19 protein-coding genes and 1 other RNA gene are annotated in these 17,083 nt (G+C 64.9%); 13 read left to right on the top strand and 7 right to left on the bottom strand.

The window, feature by feature from the left end:
- Complete coding sequence (rpiA, locus tag RJQ10_RS08700) at window positions 1-675, bottom strand: ribose-5-phosphate isomerase RpiA (protein WP_350145640.1); 675 nt, start codon at window positions 673-675, stop codon at window positions 1-3.
- 158 nt (window positions 676-833) lie between these two features.
- On the opposite strand from rpiA, the gene ilvA reads away from it, so the two are divergent.
- Complete coding sequence (gene ilvA / locus RJQ10_RS08705) at window positions 834-2,381, top strand: threonine ammonia-lyase, biosynthetic (RefSeq protein WP_350145641.1); 1,548 nt, start codon at window positions 834-836, stop codon at window positions 2,379-2,381.
- Between the two features lie 127 nt (window positions 2,382-2,508).
- Complete coding sequence (locus RJQ10_RS08710; protein ID WP_350145642.1) at window positions 2,509-2,655, top strand: hypothetical protein; 147 nt, start codon at window positions 2,509-2,511, stop codon at window positions 2,653-2,655.
- 42 nt (window positions 2,656-2,697) lie between these two features.
- Here RJQ10_RS08710 and RJQ10_RS08715 read toward each other — a convergent pair whose 3' ends face one another.
- The 4 genes from RJQ10_RS08715 to RJQ10_RS08730 all read right to left on the bottom strand — a co-directional run bounded on the left by RJQ10_RS08715 (window position 2,698) and on the right by RJQ10_RS08730 (window position 4,048).
- Entirely contained in the window at window positions 2,698-3,291 is a 594-nt protein-coding gene (locus RJQ10_RS08715) for a 5-formyltetrahydrofolate cyclo-ligase (RefSeq protein ID WP_350145643.1), read from the bottom strand.
- A 9-nt stretch (window positions 3,292-3,300) separates the two neighbouring features.
- Window positions 3,301-3,480, bottom strand: a non-coding RNA gene (gene ssrS / locus RJQ10_RS08720) — 6S RNA.
- Between the two features lie 38 nt (window positions 3,481-3,518).
- On the bottom strand, window positions 3,519-3,842 hold the full coding sequence (locus RJQ10_RS08725) for a cell division protein ZapA (RefSeq protein ID WP_350145644.1): 324 nt from the start codon (window positions 3,840-3,842) through the stop codon (window positions 3,519-3,521).
- A gap of 5 nt (window positions 3,843-3,847) precedes the next feature.
- Entirely contained in the window at window positions 3,848-4,048 is a 201-nt protein-coding gene (locus tag RJQ10_RS08730; RefSeq protein ID WP_350145645.1) for a TIGR02449 family protein, read from the bottom strand.
- Between the two features lie 151 nt (window positions 4,049-4,199).
- Between RJQ10_RS08730 and RJQ10_RS08735 the strand changes: the two genes are divergently transcribed.
- From RJQ10_RS08735 to RJQ10_RS08760, 6 genes are all read left to right on the top strand, one after another.
- Window positions 4,200-4,808, top strand: coding sequence for a UPF0149 family protein (locus RJQ10_RS08735; RefSeq protein ID WP_350145647.1), 609 nt, complete (start codon window positions 4,200-4,202; stop codon window positions 4,806-4,808).
- Between the two features lie 42 nt (window positions 4,809-4,850).
- Window positions 4,851-6,164, top strand: a complete 1,314-nt coding sequence (gene pepP, locus RJQ10_RS08740) for a Xaa-Pro aminopeptidase (protein WP_350145649.1) — start codon at window positions 4,851-4,853, stop codon at window positions 6,162-6,164.
- A gap of 4 nt (window positions 6,165-6,168) precedes the next feature.
- Window positions 6,169-7,404, top strand: coding sequence for a 2-octaprenyl-6-methoxyphenyl hydroxylase (gene ubiH, locus RJQ10_RS08745; protein ID WP_350145651.1), 1,236 nt, complete (start codon window positions 6,169-6,171; stop codon window positions 7,402-7,404).
- Entirely contained in the window at window positions 7,397-8,623 is a 1,227-nt protein-coding gene (locus RJQ10_RS08750) for a UbiH/UbiF/VisC/COQ6 family ubiquinone biosynthesis hydroxylase (RefSeq protein ID WP_350145653.1), read from the top strand. The genes ubiH and RJQ10_RS08750 overlap by 8 nt, the downstream gene beginning before the upstream one ends.
- A 114-nt stretch (window positions 8,624-8,737) precedes the next feature.
- A complete protein-coding gene (gene gcvH / locus RJQ10_RS08755) occupies window positions 8,738-9,127 on the top strand; it encodes a glycine cleavage system protein GcvH (protein WP_350145655.1) in 390 nt (129 codons plus the stop codon).
- Window positions 9,124-10,323, top strand: coding sequence for a class I SAM-dependent rRNA methyltransferase (locus RJQ10_RS08760; protein ID WP_350145657.1), 1,200 nt, complete (start codon window positions 9,124-9,126; stop codon window positions 10,321-10,323). The genes gcvH and RJQ10_RS08760 overlap by 4 nt, the downstream gene beginning before the upstream one ends.
- On the opposite strand, the gene RJQ10_RS08765 is transcribed toward RJQ10_RS08760, so the two are convergent.
- On the bottom strand, window positions 10,304-10,960 hold the full coding sequence (locus tag RJQ10_RS08765) for a histidinol-phosphatase (RefSeq protein ID WP_350145659.1): 657 nt from the start codon (window positions 10,958-10,960) through the stop codon (window positions 10,304-10,306). The two genes, RJQ10_RS08760 and RJQ10_RS08765, sit on opposite strands and share 20 nt — an antisense overlap.
- A gap of 108 nt (window positions 10,961-11,068) precedes the next feature.
- On the opposite strand from RJQ10_RS08765, the gene RJQ10_RS08770 reads away from it, so the two are divergent.
- Both RJQ10_RS08770 and ptsP read left to right on the top strand, forming a co-directional pair.
- Entirely contained in the window at window positions 11,069-11,563 is a 495-nt protein-coding gene (locus tag RJQ10_RS08770; RefSeq protein WP_350145661.1) for an RNA pyrophosphohydrolase, read from the top strand.
- Window positions 11,564-11,574: 11 nt separating this feature from the next.
- Entirely contained in the window at window positions 11,575-13,845 is a 2,271-nt protein-coding gene (gene ptsP, locus RJQ10_RS08775) for a phosphoenolpyruvate--protein phosphotransferase (RefSeq protein WP_350145757.1), read from the top strand.
- Here the strand turns inward: ptsP and RJQ10_RS08780 are convergent.
- Entirely contained in the window at window positions 13,827-14,636 is an 810-nt protein-coding gene (locus RJQ10_RS08780) for an NRDE family protein (protein ID WP_350145663.1), read from the bottom strand. The two genes, ptsP and RJQ10_RS08780, sit on opposite strands and share 19 nt — an antisense overlap.
- Before the next feature lie 157 nt (window positions 14,637-14,793).
- On the opposite strand from RJQ10_RS08780, the gene lgt reads away from it, so the two are divergent.
- Genes lgt through RJQ10_RS08795 form a run of 3 tightly spaced genes read left to right on the top strand, consistent with a single transcriptional unit; the run spans window position 14,794 to window position 16,953 of the window.
- Window positions 14,794-15,600, top strand: a complete 807-nt coding sequence (gene lgt / locus RJQ10_RS08785) for a prolipoprotein diacylglyceryl transferase (RefSeq protein WP_350145665.1) — start codon at window positions 14,794-14,796, stop codon at window positions 15,598-15,600.
- A 1-nt stretch (window position 15,601) separates the two neighbouring features.
- Window positions 15,602-16,435: a thymidylate synthase gene (locus tag RJQ10_RS08790; RefSeq protein ID WP_350145667.1), complete on the top strand. Its 834-nt coding sequence runs from the start codon at window positions 15,602-15,604 to the stop codon at window positions 16,433-16,435.
- Window positions 16,436-16,458: 23 nt separating this feature from the next.
- On the top strand, window positions 16,459-16,953 hold the full coding sequence (locus tag RJQ10_RS08795; RefSeq protein WP_350145759.1) for a dihydrofolate reductase: 495 nt from the start codon (window positions 16,459-16,461) through the stop codon (window positions 16,951-16,953).
- The last annotated feature ends 130 nt before the right edge of the window (window positions 16,954-17,083 follow it).

Genomic DNA, 17,083 nt, shown 5'->3' on the forward strand with positions numbered 1-17,083 from the left:
TCACGACGCCCGCAGCGTTTTCACGCCCTGGGCGGTGCCCAGCAGCAGCACATCCGCCGGTCGCAGCGCAAACAGGCCGTTGCTGACCACCCCGGCGATGTTGTTGATTTTCGCTTCCGTTGCCAGCGGCTGCGGGATGGAAAAGTTGTGTACGTCGAGGATGATGTTGCCGTTGTCGGTGATCACGCCTTCGCGGTAGACAGGGTCGCCACCCAGCTTTACCAGTTCCCGCGCGACGTGGCTGCGGGCCATGGGGATGACTTCCACCGGCAGGGGAAACTGCCCCAGGGTGTGGACCAGCTTGCTCTCATCGGCGATGCAGATAAAAGTGCGGGCAACCGCGGCAACGATCTTTTCCCGGGTCAGCGCTGCGCCGCCGCCTTTGATCAGCTGCAGGGCGGAGTTGCTCTCATCGGCGCCATCGATGTAGAAATCGACCTGGTCGACGGTATTCAGATCGTATACCGGGATGCCGTGCTGGCGCAGGCGCTCGGCGGAGGCGTCGGAACTGGCCACCGTGGCGTTCACCTGACCGCGCAGGGCAGCGAGGCTGTCAATAAACAGATTGGCGGTGGAGCCGGTACCTATGCCGAGCACGGTATTGCTCTCCAGATGGGGCCGGATGTAGTCCAGCGCTGCGTTTGCAACTGCCTGTTTCAGCTCGTCCTGGGTCATTGCCTGCCGCTCCCGCCATTGCCAGTGTGGGCGGCAGTATAAGAGAGGAAGTGTGGCAGTACACGAAAAATACCTGCCGCGGGCGTGGTATCGGAGCTGAAAATACCCGCTGGCTCCATTACCATGGTGCGCTGGCTTTTCTCTGGATAGCAGTTCCCATGCCCAAGTCCTATATCAAGCGCATACTCGACGCCCGCGTCTATGACGTGGCGCGGGAGACACCGGTGGACGAGGCGATGCTGATGTCCCGGCGGTTGGGCAACCGGGTCCTGTTCAAGCGCGAGGACCTGCAGCCGGTTTTCTCCTTCAAGTTGCGCGGCGCCTACAACAAGATGCAGAAACTGTCCCCGGAGCAGCTGGCCTGTGGTGTGGTTGCGGCCTCGGCGGGCAACCACGCCCAGGGCCTGGCCATGGCGGCGCAGCACATGGGGGTCAAGGCCATTATCGTCATGCCCCGGACCACACCCCAGATCAAGGTGGACGCTGTGCGCAACCGCGGCGCCCGGGTGGTCCTGCACGGCGACTCCTTCGACGAGGCATCGGTCTACGCGCAGAAACTGGTGGCAGAGAAATCCATGGTCTACGTGCACCCCTTCGATGATCCGGACGTGATCGCCGGCCAGGGCACGGTGGGCATGGAGATTGTGCGCCAGCTGTCGCGCCCTCTGGACGCCATCTTTGTGCCGGTAGGCGGGGGTGGCCTGCTGGCCGGGGTCGCCGCCTACATCAAGTACGTTTGGCCGGAAACCCGCCTGGTCGGGGTTGAGCCCGAGGACGCTGCCTGCCTGCAGCTGGCTTTGCAGAAAGGCCGTCGCGCGATCCTGCCGGAAGTGGGCCTGTTTGCCGATGGCTGTGCCGTGGCCCAGATCGGCAAGGAGACCTTTCGCGTTATCCGCGACACGGTGGACGAAGTCGTCACTGCGAGTACCGATGAAATCTGCGCCGCCATCAAGGATATCTTCGAGGACACCCGCGGCATCGCCGAGCCAGCCGGCGCGCTGGCTCTGGCGGGACTGAAGAAGTATGTGGAGCGCACCGGCGTCCAGGGCCAGGATCTGCTGGCGATTGTCAGCGGGGCCAATACCAATTTCGATCGCCTGCGCTATATCTCCGAGCGGACCGAGATTGGCGAGCATCGGGAGGCCGTTATCAGCGTCACCATTCCCGAGCGCCCCGGCAGCTTCCGGTCTTTTTGCAGCGCTCTCGGGCGCCGCAATATCACCGAGTTCAACTACCGCTACTCGGATCCCGGTGCCGCGCTGGTATTTCTCGGCCTGTCGGTGGTGCCGGGAGGCGACGACCTCGCCGAATTGCTGGCGGATCTGCAGCAGCAGGGCTATGCCACCGAGGATATGACCGAAAACGAGATGGCGAAACTGCATATCCGCTATATGGTCGGCGGTCGCGCCCCTGCCCATTTGGAAAACGAAGTGGTGTACCGGGTTGAATTTCCCGAGCGCCCGGGAGCGTTGCTCAAGTTCCTGTCGGGGCTGGGGCAGCGCTGGAACATTTCCATGTTCCACTACCGCAACCACGGCGCCGCCTACGGCCGCATTCTGCTCGGGGTGCAGGTACCCAGGGGTGAACGCCGCGATTTCCGCGAGGTGCTGGAAGCGGTGGGTTACCCCTATTGGGAGGAAACCGGCAACCGCGCCTATCAACTGTACCTGCGGCAGTCCCAAAATGGGGTAGTGGGCAGCCCCTGAGCCCCGAAAACAGTGGATTGCCGCGGATTCAGGGTTTCATTTTGGGAAACGCTGGGCTAAACTCGGTTCCCGTTTGTGAAATAATGCCAAAAAAATCGTTTTAACAGGACTTTTTGAGAGTGGTGCCGTGAACAGTAAGCCGGATTTTATTCTCGTCCTCATCGCTGCCTTTGGCGTCGGCGTGCTTGTTACCATGCTGTTGCCCTTGACGGCCAACGATACGGTGGCCGCGCCCGCGTCTGAGCTACAGGCCGGGGTCATTATTTCCGAGTAACCCTCGCGCGGTTGGCCAGGCGCGGCCGGCCAGGCCGGTATGTCATGCTGATGCCGCCCTCTCACAGCGGTGCAGAGCGGTCTCTGTAAGCACGTAGTCCAGCCCCACATCCCAGGGTTCCGCCGCAGGTCCGCCGACGATCTCCTGGCAATCGAATCCCAGCCCTACCCGCAACGGACGGTCCACGCCACCGAGCGTACGGTCGTAGAACCCGCCACCCATCCCCAGCCGATAGCCATCCCTGCGCCAGCCCACCAGGGGCAGGAAGATGATGTCCATCCCGGCGGCAGCGCGATGGGGGCTGTCCGCATCGGGTTCAGGAATGCCGAACCGATTCGGGACGAGGTTGGTGGCCACCTGCCAGCGGCGAAACAGCAGCCGCTTCCCGGGAGCGAGTACCGGCAGGTAGAGAGCGCGGCGTTGTTCGCGACAGGCGTCTGCCAGCGGCAGCGGGTCCAGTTCGCCATCGCCGGGCCAGTACATCGCGATGTGGCGGGTGTTCAGCCAACCGGGCAGGCCCGGGGCCAATGCGGCGGCGGCAGTAGCCGCCTGTGCCCTGAAGGCCGGAGCGAGGTGCTGCCGGCGCTCGCGCAACTGCTGGCGGAGGGCTGGCTTGGCCTGATGCTCAAGGCTCATGGAAGAAGATGGATTCCCGGCATAGCGTTGGCAGAGTTGCCCTGAACCCGACGGTTCAAGGAGGAGGTTCCTGCACTGTTTCAGGCTTTCCGGAACGGGCCGGACATGCACACCAACAGCAACGAGGATCCTCCGGGTACAGACTTATCGGCTCGAGGACTGTCTGCCTGGCGTCTATGCCAGGGATCCGGGGAGAATTATACACGATCCGGGGCCGCGCTTGGGGCTCAGTTGATCTCCAGCTGCCGTAGCTGGTACATGGCCTGGTCGATTTTGCGTTGCAGACCCTGGACAGCCTGGTTGTCCGGGCCCGCGGCCGCCGCGGAGCTGCCGCCCTGATCAGAGGCTTTCAGCAACTCGTGGCTGATATTGAGCGCCGCCATGACAGCGATGCGCTCCAGCCCGATAACCTTGCCGCTGTCGCGGATGGCACGCATTTGCCGGTCGAGATAGCGGGCCGATACTATCAGCTCAGCCTGCTGCTCTTCCGGGCAGGCGACCTGGTACTCTTTATCGAGAATATGCACGGAAACTGTGTTGACAGGATTCACCAGCGTTACTCCATTGACCGCAGTCGGGCTATCATGGCTTCGACTTTGGACCGGGCCAGCTCGTTCTTGCTGACAAGGTCCTCCCGTTCGTGGCGCCAGTTGTCGTTTTCGACCTTCAGCTTTTGGTTTTCACGATTGAGTTCCCGGCACAGGGCTATCAATTCGTCTATTTTTGACTCCAGTGCCTGAAGCGGGGTATCGGCCATGACGCTGTACTTGGGCTGTGTGAGTATAGGGCTTACTATAGAGCTGCCTGTGGAACAGGTCAACGCAGCAAAAGTTGCGATATTTCAATAGCCTGCCCGCCTTTTCGCAGTTTTCGGTCGAGGTGCGGCGAAGGCTGCGGGGGTTTCTTCGATGTTTGACAGGTTGCCGGGTGAAACGGATCTGTTTGTTTTTGATGAAGTGGCGGATCAATTGCTGGAGCAGGGGGTGGCCCTGTCACCATCGGAACTGCACGGTTGCCTGGTCGGTCTGCTGGCCGCAGGCCATAGTGAAGACCCCGGTGCGGGGCTCGCCGCCGTCAATCAGGCGCTGGAGCTGGACCTGCATGGTGACCTGGCGGATGAGGTCATGCAGCTGTATACACTGAGCGGTGAGGCCCTGGCCGAGGATCTCTTTGACTTCTGCCCACTGCTGCCGGATGACAGTCATGAACTTGCGGTGCGGACCCAGTGTCTGGCGCACTGGTGCCAGGGTTTCCTCGCCGGTTTTGCCCGGGCCATTGCGGTGTCGGGTACCGGCGCCGAGACACTACCCGGTGACAGCACCGAGATACTGCGCGACTTTGCCGCCATGGCGCAGGCCGATGCGGACGCCCAGCAGGAGGATGACGAAGATGCGGAAAACAGCTACGCCGAGCTGGTGGAGTATATGCGGGTTGCTGCCGTCAACGTGTTTCTCGATAGCCGTGCCCGGGGTGAAGAGCGGGACAAGGCGGCCCGGGGCCAGGATTCCCTGCATTAACGGCCTGCCCGGCGGCCGGCGGAACGGGAGTTCGCAACTTTGGTGAAAATCAGCAAGAGTGAATTCGAACGGCGTCGACAGCGCCTGATGGCGCTTATGGAGCCCAACAGCATTGCGATTGTTCCCGCCGCCAGAGAGCAGATGCGCAGCCGGGACACGGAGTACCCGTTTCGCCAGGACAGCGACTTCCACTATCTCTGCGGCTTTCCGGAGCCGGATGCGGTGCTGGTGCTGGTGCCCGGTCGCGGGCACGGTGAGTTCGTCCTGTTCTGCCGCGAGCGCGATACCAGGCTGGAACTCTGGCACGGCTATCGAGCCGGTCCCGAGGGCGCTTGCGCAGAGTACGGCGCCGATGATGCTTTTCCCATAGGCGACATCGACGACATCCTGCCGGGACTGATCGAGGGGCGTGACCGGGTCTATTACTCCATGGGGCGCAGCGCCGACTTTGATCGCCGGATCATGGCGTGGGTCAACCTGATTCGCAGCAAGGAGTCCAGCGGGGCGGTGCCCCCGGGAGAATTTACCGATCTCGACCACATGCTGCACGACCTGCGGCTGAAGAAGAGCGCGGCTGAGCTGCGACTGCTGGCCCACGCCGGAGAGATCACCGCCCGGGCGCATTGCCGGGCCATGCGCCACGCCCGTCCGGGAGTGTTCGAGTACCAGTTGGAGGCAGAGCTGCTGCACGAATTTGCCAGCGGCGGGGCCCGCCACCCGGCCTATCCCTGTATTGTCGGCAGCGGTCCCAACAGCTGTATCCTGCACTACACCGGGAATGCGAGGGCGCTGCGCAAGGGAGAGCTGGTGTTGATTGACGCGGGTTGCGAATACCAGGGTTACGCCGCGGATGTCACGCGTACCTTCCCGGTGGGGGGGCGCTTCAACCGCCAGCAGCGCGCCATCTACGCCCTCGTGCTGGAGGCGCAGCAGGCGGCCATCGAGGCGGTGCGCCCGGGCAATCACTGGAACGCGCCCCATGAGGCGACGGTCGACGTCATCACCCGCGGCCTGCGTGATCTCGGCCTGCTGCAGGGGGATGTGCAGGAGCTGGTCGCCGCCGAGGCCTACAAGGAATTCTACATGCATCGAGCCGGCCACTGGCTGGGCCTGGATGTCCACGATGTCGGCGACTACCGGGTCGCCGGTGAGTGGCGGCAGCTGGAAGCGGGCATGGTGTTGACGGTGGAGCCGGGTATCTACATCGCCCCCGGCAATACCCGGGTTGCGCCGCGCTGGCGCGGGATCGGGGTGAGGATCGAGGACGATGTCGTGGTGACAGAGTCGGGCTGTCGGGTCCTGACCGACGGGGTGCCGCGCCAGCCCGACGCGATTGAAGCGCTGATGGCGGGCTGACCTCATGGCGGAACAGCGGGACATAGTCATTGCCGGCGGCGGCATGGTGGGCATCAGCCTGGCCCTGGAACTGGGTCGGCTGTTGCCCCCGGGCACCCGCATCACGCTGGTGGAAGGGTTTGCCCTGCCACCCCCGGCCGCCCGGATGCCGGACTACCATCCCTCATTCGACGCCCGTTCCACCGCACTCGGCTACGGCTCGCAGCTGATTTACCAGGCCATGGGGCTGTGGCCCGCGCTGCAGCGCTGGCTGTGCCCGATTGCCACCATTCACGTTTCCAGCCGCGGCCATTTCGGCAGTACTCTGCTGCGGGCGGCGGATTACGGTTGGCAGGCCCTGGGCCATGTGGTTGAAAACCCCTGGCTGGGCCAGGCGCTGCTGCACGCCCTGCGCGACCAGGGCCGGGTGGAACTGCTGAACCCGGCGAAAGTGGTCGCTGCCACGCCGGTCAGTGGCGGGGTTGAGCTGACGCTGGAAGGAGCCGTCCCCTCGCGTTTGCAGGCGGCCTTGCTGGTGGTCGCCGACGGTGCCGATTCGGGCCTGCGCCAAGGTCTCGGTGTCGGCAGCAGTGAAAAGTCCTATCGCCAGCACGCCCTGATCTGCAACATCGCCACCGCACAGCCGCATGCGGGCTGCGCCTTCGAGCGGTTTACCGACGAGGGGCCACTGGCCCTGCTGCCACTGTTGCCGGCAGCGGGCACGCGCAAACGCAGTGCCCTGGTCTGGACGCTGCCCCCGGAGCGGGCAGAACATCTTCTGGCCTGTTCCGACAGCGAATTCCTGGCGGCCCTGCAGCAACGCTTCGGCTACCGCCTCGGGCGCCTGCAGCAGGCGGGGGCGCGCCAGGCCTATCCCCTGGTCCTCAGGCATTGCGAGGAGCAGGTGCGCGCCGGTGTGGTGGTCATGGGCAATGCGGCTCACGCCCTGCATCCCGTGGCCGGGCAGGGCTTCAACCTCGCCTTGCGCGATATCGCCGCCCTGGGTCGGGTGCTGGCGTCGGCGGTGGCTGCCGGGGAGAGCCCCGGCGCGCTGACGGTGCTGCGGCGATACCAAGAGCAGCAGCGCGCGGACCAGCTCCGCACCATCCAGTTCAGTGACCGGCTGCCGGCGCTGTTCATGCACTCTGACCCAATGCTGGCACTGGCCCGCGACCTTGCCCTGTCCGGGCTGGACTGGGCGACCCCACTGAAGCGCGCCTTTGTCGAGCATGCCGCTGGCCTGGAGGCTGTCCGTGGCTGAGTCGCCGGGTTGCGACGTGGCGATTGTCGGGGCCGGTATCGCCGGCAGCGCCCTGGCGCTGGCGCTGTCCGGCCACGGCCTGTCGGTGGTGTTGATCGAGGCTCAGCCGCTGGATTCGGGGCAACTGCCTGCGGGCCGTGAGCTGGAGGATTTCGATCCGCGGGTGGTGGCCCTGAATCCCCGCTCGCAGGCCCTGCTGGCGCAGTGGGGTGCCTGGCAGGGTATCGAAGACTACCGCAGCTGCGCTTACCGCCACATGACGGTGTGGGATGCGGACGGTACCGGCGCGATCGAGTTCGACAGCAACGATGCAGGTGCCAGCGCTCTCGGTCATATCGTGGAAAACCGGGCCCTGGTGCGCTCACTGCTGGCCCGGGTGCAGGCCTGCGCCGATGTGCGCCTGCTCGCGCCGGAGCGGCTGCTCGCCTGCAGTCGCGACGCGGCGGGCGCGATGCTGCTGGAGCTGGAGTCCGGCAGCCAGCTGCGGGCGGGGCTGCTGGTGGCCGCGGATGGCGCCAACTCCAGGGTGCGGGAGATGCTGGAATTTCGCACCCGCGAGTGGGACTACGGCCACCACGCCATTGTCGCCACAGTGCAGGTTGAGCACGATCACCAGGCCACGGCCTGGCAGCGGTTCCTCAGCACCGGGCCACTGGCCTTCCTGCCGCTGCCCGGGGGCGCAAGGATGCATTTCTGCTCGCTGGTCTGGTCCGTGGATTCGGAGCGGGTGGAGGCGCTGATGAACCTGGAAGCGACGGCGTTCTGCCAAGCCCTCGAACGCGCCTTCGAGGGGCGTCTTGGCCGGGTACTGGCCTGTTCCCGTCGCCACGCCTTCCCGCTCCGCCAGCGTCACGCGGTTGATTATATAAAGCCGGGAGTGGCGCTGGTGGCGGATGCCGCGCACACGATTCACCCTCTCGCCGGCCAGGGGATCAACCTGGGCCTGCAGGATGTCGCCGTCCTGGCGGAAGAGCTGCTGCGGGCAGGACAGCGGGGCGAGGACCCCGGCAGTCTGGCGGTGCTGAAGCGCTATCAGCGCCGGCGCAAGGGTGAGAACCTGGCCATGATGGTGGCGATGGACGGTTTCAAGCGCCTGTTCGAGCAGCCCGCCCTGCCGCTGCGTTGGCTGCGCAACGTCGGTATGCGTGGGGTGGACCGCGCCCGCCCGCTGAAACAGCGCCTGATGCAACAGGCCATGGGCGTAGCGCCCCGCGACTGATCGCAGCAATCCGCGGTACCTTGCCGGGGCAGATTGTTTTTCATGGTCCTGCCGTTAGAATGTGCGGCATTGCCAATCGCGGCGGCCGCCGGATTCTGAACGAGAGGATGTACCATGAGCCAGACCCCCAGTGAACTGAAATACGCCAGCAGCCACGAGTGGGCGCGACTCGAGGAAGACGGCACGGTGACCATTGGTATCTCCGATCACGCCCAGGAAGCGCTCGGCGACGTGGTTTTCGTGGAGCTCCCGGAAGTTGGCGACCGCCTGGCGGCGGGGGATGAGGCCGGCGTGGTAGAGTCCGTGAAGGCAGCTTCCGATATTTACGCCCCCATCAGCGGCGAGGTCATCGCCATCAACGAGGCTCTGGAAGACGAGCCCGAGACGGTCAACGGTGACCCCTACAACGATGGCTGGTTCTTCCGGATCCAGCCCGATGACGTTGCTGAACTGGAAAACCTGCTGAGTGCGGAGGACTACACCGAGCACTGTGCCGACGAGTGACCGCCGACCTCTTCCTCCGCGCCGGCGCTGACCGCCGCATCGGGGCGGGGCATCTCTGGGTCTACTCCAACGAAGTCGATGTTCAGCGCAGCCCTCTGCAGGCCTTCAGCGCCGGTGACCGGGTCGCTGTGCGCAAGGCTGACGGCGCTCTGCTGGGTTCGGCCTACATGGAGCCCCAGGCACTGATTTGCGCCCGGATATATGCTCCAGGCCGGGACCAGGTCCTCGACGCCGCCTGGTTGCAGGCCCTGGCTGCGCGCGCCCTGGCCAGCCGCGAAGCGTTGCTGGCGGACAGCTGTTACCGGCTGGTCTACGGCGACAGCGACGGTATTCCCGGGCTGGTGCTGGACCGGTTTGGCGATTACCTGGTGATGCAGTTCCACAACGCCGGCATTGAGCGCTACGAGGCGGAAATTGTGGCGGCGCTGGTGGCCCTGCTGCAGCCGCGGGGTATCCTGCTGCGCGCCGACAGCCGCAGCCGCCGCGAGCAGAACCTGCCGGAGCGGATCGAGGTAGTCTATGGCGAGGTGCCGGACACGGTGCCGCTGCGGGAAAACGGCGTGTCCTTCCAGGTGCCGGTGTTTCAGGGCCAGAAAACCGGCTGGTTCTACGACCATCGCATGGCCCGGGCGCGGCTCGCCAGCTATGCCCCCGGCCAGCGGGTACTGGATGTCTACAGCTATATCGGTGGCTGGGGTATCCAGGCCGCCGCCTTCGGCGCCAGCGAGGTGCACTTCGTCGACAGCTCGGCCACCGCGCTGGAGGGTGTGCTGGCCAATGCCGCGCTGAACGGCTTCGAGGACAGGGTTCATGTGCGCCAGGGCCAGGCGGCGGAAACCCTGCAGGCCCTGCAGCGCGAGGGCGAGAGCTTCGACCTGGTGATTCTGGATCCCCCCGCGTTTATCCAGCGCCGCAAGGATATCAAGAAGGGCATCAAGGCTTACCAGCGGATCAATGAGCTGGGGCTCGGTGTGCTGCGCCCCGGCGGGGTACTGGTTTCGGGTTCCTGCTCCATGCACCTGGCGCGGGCGGATCTCATTGCGGCCATGCAGGGCGCGGCCCGGCGCAGTAACTGCGAATTGCGGATACTGGAGCAGGGCGGGCAGGGCCCGGACCACCCGGTCCACCCGCTGATCCCGGAAACCGAGTATTTGAAATCGGTGTTTGCGCGCCGCCTCAGCCCCGCAGGGATATGATCGGCCAGCTGGCCTCCAGGGCGCGCGCTTTCAGGGTCGGATCCGGGTCCACCGCCACGGCGTAGTCCACCTGCTCCAGCAGGGGAAGGTCGTTGTGTGAGTCGCTGTAGAACCAGCTCCCGGCCAGGTTCAGTTGCTGTTGTTGCAGCCAGGCCCGCAGGCGCACAACCTTGCCGCTGTGATACGAGGGAACGCCAACGGGTTCCCCGGTGTAGCGGCCATCGCTGATTTCTGCCTCGCAGGCCAGCAGGTCGGCGATGCCGAGCGCGTCGACAATGGGGCGGGTGATGAAGTGGTTGGTGGCGGTGATGACCAGCAGCCGGTGCCCCTGGCGCCGGTGGCTGTCTATCAGCCGCAGTGCCTGCGGCAGCATGATGGGTTCGATCTTGTCCCGCATGAACTGCCGGTGCAGGGGCGCCAGCTCTTCCGGCGAGTGGCCCTTGAGCGGGCCCAGCGCGAAGCGCAGGTAGGCATCGATATCCAGGGTGCCGGCCTGGTAATCGCGGTAGAAGCGTTCGTTGTCGCGGGCAAAGGAAGCGCTGTCCACCAGGGCCTGTTCACAGACGAACTGGCCCCAGAGATTGTCGCTGTCGCCGCCTATCAGGGTGTTGTCGAGGTCGAATATGGCAAGTGTCATGGCGTCTCCAGGCAGCCGTTTATGGTAGCGTGGGGAGTACCCAGAGTAAATTTCACGGCGACGGGAAAGTGTGGAACAATAGCCCGCCTGATAAAAAGGTAGTCTGCGGTGATTGATTCGGATGGATTCAGGCCCAACGTCGGCATCATGCTGGCCAATGATGCCGGCCAGTTGCTGTGGGCGCGGCGCATAGGCGGCCGCGATGCCTGGCAGTTTCCGCAGGGCGGGATCAACACCGGTGAATCCGCCGAGCAGGCCCTCTACCGCGAGTTGGAAGAGGAAGTCGGGTTGGCCGAGGACGCTGTGCGGGTGGTGGCTGCGACACGCGGCTGGCTGCGCTATCGGTTGCCCCGGCGCTTTATCCGCAAAGGGGAGCAGCCGGTCTGCATTGGCCAGAAGCAGAAATGGTTTCTGCTGCATCTGCGGGCCGACGATGACGCCGTCCGCCTGGATGCCAACAGCAAGCCCGAGTTCGACCACTGGCAGTGGGTCAGCTACTGGTATCCGCTGAACCAGGTGGTTGCGTTCAAGCGCGAGGTGTACCGCCGCGCCCTCAAGGAACTGGCCCCACCGCTGGCACGCATTACCCGGGAGCGCGCCTGATGGCGGCGATGATGCTGGAAACACTCCGCAACATTGTCCAGGAGGTCAATGCTGCCGAAGGCCTCAATGATGCCCTGAATATCATCGTCAAGCGGGTCCGCGATGCGATGGGCACGGAGGTCTGCAGTGTCTACATGCGCGATGAGCACAGCGGGCGCCTCGTGTTCCGCGCCACCGAAGGCCTGAACCCGCTGCAGATTGGCGAAGCCAGCCTTGCTCCCGGGCAGGGGCTGGTGGGCCTGGTGGCCAGTCGCGAAGAGCCGGTCAACCTGGAGGATGCCGAGAGCCACCCCAGCTTCCAGTTGCTCAAGGGACTCGGTGAGGAGTCCTTCCACGCCTTTCTCGGCGTACCCATCATCCACCAGCGCGACGTGCTGGGGGTGCTGGTTATCCAGCAGGCCAAGCGGCGTCGGTTCGACGAGAGCGAAGAAGCCTTTCTGGTCACCATGTCGGCGCAGCTGGCGGGGGTCATTGCCCACGCCCGGGTTACCGGCGCGGTGCAGGAAGAGCTGCGCAACGGCGCCGGTGGCCCGGCGCGCATCAACGGTATCGCCGGAGCGCCGGGAATCGCGATTGGCACCGCGGTGGTGGTCTCCCCGGTCGCGGACCTCTACGCGGTGCCCCGCAAGCAGGCCGGCAACCGGCGCGCCGAGTTACGCGCCTTCAAGGCGGCGTTGGCGGCGGTGCGCAACGATATCCAGGCGGTATCCGAGAACCTGCGCGGGGAAATGAATCCGGAAGACCACGCCCTGTTTGATGTCTACCTGGGCATACTCGACGACTCCGCTATCGGCGGCGAAGTGGCCCGCCTGATCAAGGCCGGGCAGTGGGCCCAGGGCGCTCTCAGCGAGGTGATGATCAAACACATACGCCATTTCGAGCGCATGGAGCACAGTTACCTGCGGGAGCGCGCAGTCGATGTAAAGGATCTGGGTACGCGAGTACTTGCTTACTTGCAGGATGAGGCAGAGAAAGAGCTCAAGTCCTACCCGGAGCAGACCATTCTGGTTGGCGAGGAGCTGACGGCATCGGCCCTGGGAGAGGTGCCCAGAGAGCGGCTGGCCGGGCTGATATCGGTGCGCGGTTCCGGCAACTCACACGTCGCTATTCTCGCGCGGGCGATGGGCGTACCCACCGTCATGGGCGCGGTGGACCTCCCCTATACCCGGCTCCAGGACCGCGAGGTGGTGATCGATGGCTACAACGGCATCGTGCACCTGAACCCCTTGCCGGAGGTGCGTGCGCGGTTCCAGGACCTGGTGGACCAGGACCACGCGGTATCCCGGGACCTGGAGTCCCTGCGTGACCTGCCCTGCGAAACCCTGGACGGCCACCGCTTGCCGCTTTGGGTCAACACCGGTCTCATGGCGGACGTGACCCGCTCGCTGGAGCAGGGCGCGGAGGGTGTCGGCCTGTACCGCACGGAAGTCCCGTTCCTGTTGCGCGAACGCTTTCCCAGTGAAGAGGAGCAGCGCCAGATCTATCGCGAGCAGCTGGAGGCATTTGCCCCCAGGCCGGTCACCATGCGCACCCTCGACATCGGCGGCGACAAGGCGCTGCCCTACTTCCCCATAAGCGAGGACAACCCTTTCCTGGGCTGGCGCGGCATCCGCGTCACCCTCGATCATCCGGAGATCTTCCTCGCCCAGGTCCGGGCCATGATCAAGGCCAATGCCGGCCTCGGCAACCTGCGTATTCTGCTGCCCATGATCAGCAATATCGTCGAGCTGGAGGAGGCGATGCGCCTGATTCAGCGGGGGCACCGGGAGATCGTGCAGGAAGGTACCGATGTGCCGCTGCCGCCCATCGGGGTGATGGTGGAGGTGCCCTCCGCGGTCTACCAGGCACGCGCCCTGGCGCGGCGGGCGGACTTCCTGTCGGTGGGCAGCAATGACCTGACCCAGTACCTGCTGGCGGTGGATCGCAACAACTCACGGGTGGCGGATCTCTACCACTCGTTTCATCCCGCGGTTCTGCAGGCCCTGTGCGACGTGGCCGAGGCGGGGCGAGCGGAGGGTAAACCGGTCAGCATCTGTGGCGAGCTGGCGGGAGACCCGCTGGCAGCGGTGCTGCTGCTGGCAATGGGTTACGACGTGCTGTCGATGAACGCGACCGCTCTACTGAGAGTAAAGAAAACACTGCGCAGCATCACCCGGGCCGATGCCTGCGATCTGCTGGAGGAAGTAATGCTGCTGGAGCACTCCAGCGAGGTACTCCAGCGCCTGCAGCGGCTGGTGGCCGAGACCGGGTTGCAGCAATTCATTCACGCGCCGCTGGATTGAGGCCCGGCGGCGCAGCTGAAAGTCGCGCTGTTGCGGGCGGTCTCGCGGCCCCACGGGTCAAAACTGAGCTCTTCCCAGCTCGCAGTCACACCTCCCGCGCGCCCGCCTTGCTGCAGCCACAAGCTGGTGGTCGAGCGGGTGCCGTAATCCTGCGAAACGATAAACTGGGCCGATAACAGACGGTCCATGGTTTCCCGCAAACCCAGCGGATGCAGGTCGGCTTCGTCCGCCAGGCTCCGGTCCGATACTGCCCGGCGCAGCGCCTCGTGGTCCAGGCTGGGCGAGTCGAGCAGCGGTTCGAGCCGCTGCCTGGCTCTCGCCAGTTTTGGCCAGGGGGTGTTGAGCTGTGCATTGCTCAGGCCGTAAACCCCTGGCGCCAGCGCTCGTGGCCGGTGCTCGGCCGTGCTGTTGCTGAAGTACCAAAGGCCCGCGGTATCGCCCACCAGCAGGTTGAACCCGGCGTAGTCACCGGCGCGCTCTTCTACTCCCCGCAGGAAGGCAGCGGGACTCCCGGTCCCGGTCAGGAACGCCAGCGGCAACTCGCCCCGGGACCGCGGCGCAGGCTGGGTCCGGCCGGGGTCGCGGTAATTGGTAATCGCCGCGAATCGGCCCTGGCGGGTGACCCCCATCCAGGTGCCGCCGGCCTCAAGGTCCCGGCCGGCGAGCAGGTCCGGGTGCTCGGGCCAGAAGCCTGAGGGCGCTGTCGCGCGGCGGTGGAACTCGTCGCGATTGGCGGCCAGCAGCAGGGGGAAGGCAGGCCTGACTTTCCAGGCGAATACAATCAGACACATCGCGTCGCAGTGCTCCTCGCGTCAGGGAGCCATCGTGCCAGTTGTCGCTGTAATTGTGAATCGGCCCGCCGTGCAGGATAATGAGCGGCCCTGACTCGCCGCCGTCCGGACAGGCACTGCCACCGCTGCGCGCGACATTGCTTCAAGACCGGAGACTATGCTGCCCTATCCCGATATAGACCCCGTTGCCTTTTCGCTGGGACCGGCCCAGGTGCACTGGTATGGACTCACCTACCTGGCGGGGCTCGCCTTTGCCTGGTGGCTCGGTGTCAGGCGCAGTGCCCGGCCCGATGTGCCGCTGCAGCGCGAGCACATAGACGATCTCATTTTCTTCAGTGCCCTCGGCGTTGTGCTGGGCGGGAGGATTGGCTACGCGATCTTCTATGGCGGCGACCGCCTGCTGGAGAACCCGCTCTGGTTGCTGCAGGTCTGGCAGGGTGGGATGTCGTTCCACGGTGGCCTGCTCGGCGTCATCATCGCCATGTTCTGGTTTGCCCGCAGCCGAGAGCTGGCCGTGGGCTCGGTGCTGGACCTGGCCGCCCTGCTGACCCCCATGGGGCTGGCGCTGGGCAGGCTGGGCAATTTCATCGGCCAGGAGCTCTGGGGCCGTCCCGCGGATGTTCCCTGGGCGATGGTGTTCCCCAATGATCCCTTGCAGCTCGCGCGCCACCCCTCCCAGTTGTACCAGTTCGCCCTGGAGGGTCTGTTGCTGTTTTTTGTCATGCTCTGGTTCACCGCCCGGCCGCGCCCGACCTGGGCCGCCAGCGGGGTGTTTTGCGTGGGCTACGGTTGCCTGCGCTTCTTCGCGGAGTTTTTTCGCGAGCCGGACATTCACATCGGCTTCCAGGCTTTCGGCTGGCTGACCCGTGGCCAGCTTCTGTGCCTGCCCATGCTGGTGCTGGGCCTGTTCCTGCTGTGGTGGGCCTATCGTCACCCGGTTGAAGCCGGCAAGGAGCTGCGTTGATATGCGCCAGTACCTGGATCTGCTGCAGGATATACTCGACCACGGCGCTCACAAGGGAGACCGCACCGGCACGGGCACGCTGTCGGTGTTCGGCCGCCAGTTCCGTCACGACCTGGCGGACGGCTTTCCGCTGCTGACCACCAAGAAACTGCACCTCAAGAGCATCGTCAACGAGCTGATCTGGTTTCTGAATGGCGATACGAATACGCGCTGGCTGAAGGAAAACGGCGTCAGCATCTGGGATGAATGGGCTACCGAAACGGGCGATCTGGGGCCGATCTATGGCGCCCAGTGGACCGCCTGGCCGACCCGCGATGGCGGCAGCATCAACCAGATTGACTACGTGATCGATTGCCTGCGCAACAATCCCGACAGCCGGCGGATCCTGTTTCATGGCTGGAACGTCGAGTTCCTGCCAGACGAAAAGCTGAGCCCCCAGGACAACGTCCGCGCGGGGCGAATGGCCCTGCCTCCCTGTCACCTTCTCTACCAGTTCTACGTGGCGCAGGGGAAGCTGTCCTCCCAGCTGCTGATTCGCTCCAGCGATTCCTTCCTCGGCCTGCCCTACAACACCGCCAGCCTCGCCCTGCTGACCCTGATGCTGGCGCAACAGTGCGACCTGGAACCGGGAGAGATCGTCATCTGTACCGGCGACTCCCACATTTACAGCAATCACCTCGATCAGGTACGCGAGCAGCTGGGACGTGCGCCGCGGCCGTTGCCGCGGCTGGAAATCCTGCGTCGCCCGGGCTCGATCTACGACTACCGGTTCGAGGACTTCCGCCTGCACGATTACGACCCGCACCCCCATATCGCTGCGCCGGTGGCGGTCTAGCTGTGCCCGCCCGGCTCGCCCTGATGGTGGCGATGGCTGCGAACGGGGTCATTGGTCGCGACAATGGCCTGCCCTGGCATCTGCCCGAAGACCTGCGTTATTTCAAGCGCACTACGCTGGGCAAGCCGGTGATCATGGGGCGCAAGACTTTCGAGTCCATCGGCCGGCCACTGCCCGGGCGCCCCAATATCGTGGTTTCCCGCAGTGGCGGGTGGTCGGCGGCCGGTGTGACGGTGACGGATTCCCTGCAGTCTGCCCTGGCGTGCGCGCGGGCGCTGGCGCAGGAGAGCGGCGCGCAAGAGCTGGTAGTGATCGGTGGCGCGCAGGTCTACGAGGCGGCGCTGCCGCTGGCGAGCCGCCTTTACGTTACTGAAGTTCACGCCGCGGTTGCCGGCGATACCTGGTTTCCCCCGGTAGATCTCGCCCGGTGGCGGGAAATCGCCAGGGAAGAGCACGCAGCAAGCCCCGACAATCCTTATCCCTACGCTGTTGTGGTTTACGAGCGGGCTCAGGGCTAGATTCACAGTTGCTTGACGCCAACAAGTGTTACCTTTACCATCTTTTTCGCCATTCCCCGTAACCTTTCTACACGTTTCTGGAAAATGCCGGGAGCTCTGCAGAGGATTGATTGAAAATGGTGGGGTATTG

Origin of the sequence: Haliea sp. (genome assembly GCF_040222615.1) — a bacterium.
In the GTDB taxonomy this organism is placed as follows: Bacteria; Pseudomonadota; Gammaproteobacteria; order Pseudomonadales; family Halieaceae; genus Haliea.